The organism is Sphaerisporangium sp. NPDC088356, assembly GCF_040685555.1.
In the GTDB taxonomy this organism is placed as follows: Bacteria; Actinomycetota; Actinomycetes; order Streptosporangiales; family Streptosporangiaceae; genus Sphaerisporangium.
Window position 1 is genome coordinate 1 of record NZ_JBFBIK010000292.1, and the last position, 1,077, is coordinate 1,077.

The window sequence follows — 1,077 nt, forward strand, 5'->3', positions numbered from 1 at the left end:
TCGAGCCGGGTGTGCTGGTCGACGCGATCTGGGCCGAGGAGCCGCCGTCCGGCCCGGCCCACGCCCTGCACACCCTCGTCTCCCGGCTGCGCCGCGCCCTCACCCCGACCGGCGCGGCCAGCGGCGCGGTCGTACAGGACACGGCTGGCGTGGTCGTGCAGGTCGCGGGCGGCTATCGGCTGGCGGTGGACGCGGCCGACGTGGACGCGCTGCGCTTCGAGCGGCTCGCCGCCGCCGGTCGGGAGAGGCTACGGGCAGGTGACCCGGAGGCCGCGAGCGCCGCGCTCGCCGAGGCCGTGGCGTTGTGGGGTGACCATCCTGGCGCCGAACCCGTGGTCATCGCCGCGGTCGCGCCCACGGTCGCGACACGGTTGGCACATGTGTCGATCGAGGCGGTCGCCGACCTGGCCGAGGCCGAGTTGTCGCTGGGGCGGGCCGAGGTGGCCGCTGCCCGGCTGACCGGGGTGCTGGCCGAGCAGACGGTCCACGAGCGGGCGGCCGCGCTGCTGATGGACGCGCTCGCCGCGCAAGGGCGTCAGGCCGAGGCGCTGGCCGTGTACGAGCGGGTCCGCGAGACCTTGGCCGATGCCCTCGGCGCCGACCCGGGCACCGCCCTGCGGGAACGCCATCTGCGCCTGCTGCGCCCCGGCCTGCCCATCCTGACGGCAGACGCCTCGGCCAGCCTGCCCATCCTGGCGCCGGACGCCTCGGCCAGCCTGCCCGCGCCGCTGACCAGCTTCATCGGCCGCGACGACGAGCTCGCCCGCATCGGCAGCCTGTTCACTACCGGACGCCTGGTCACCGTTCTCGGGCCTGGCGGCGCAGGGAAGACCCGGCTCGCGCTGGAGGCGGCCCGCCGCCACCGCCACGAGTACCGCGACGGCGCCTGGCTCATCGACCTCGCGTCCGTCAGCGAACCAGCGAAGGTCGCCACGGCCGTGCTCGCCGGGATCGGGCTGCGGGGCGGCGCGATGCTCGACGCCCGCAGGCGGGTCGAGGGTGACGAGCTGGACGTCCTCGTGGGCGAGCTGGGCGGCCGGGAGAGCCTGCTGCTGGTCGACAACTGCGAGCACCTGA

General features: G+C 76.0%; 1 protein-coding gene. It reads left to right on the forward strand.

Going from position 1 to position 1,077, the window contains the following annotated elements; genetic code table 11:
- The coding region (locus AB0O34_RS37010) for a BTAD domain-containing putative transcriptional regulator (protein WP_363923694.1) at positions 1-1,077 on the forward strand (1,077 nt) is incomplete at both ends.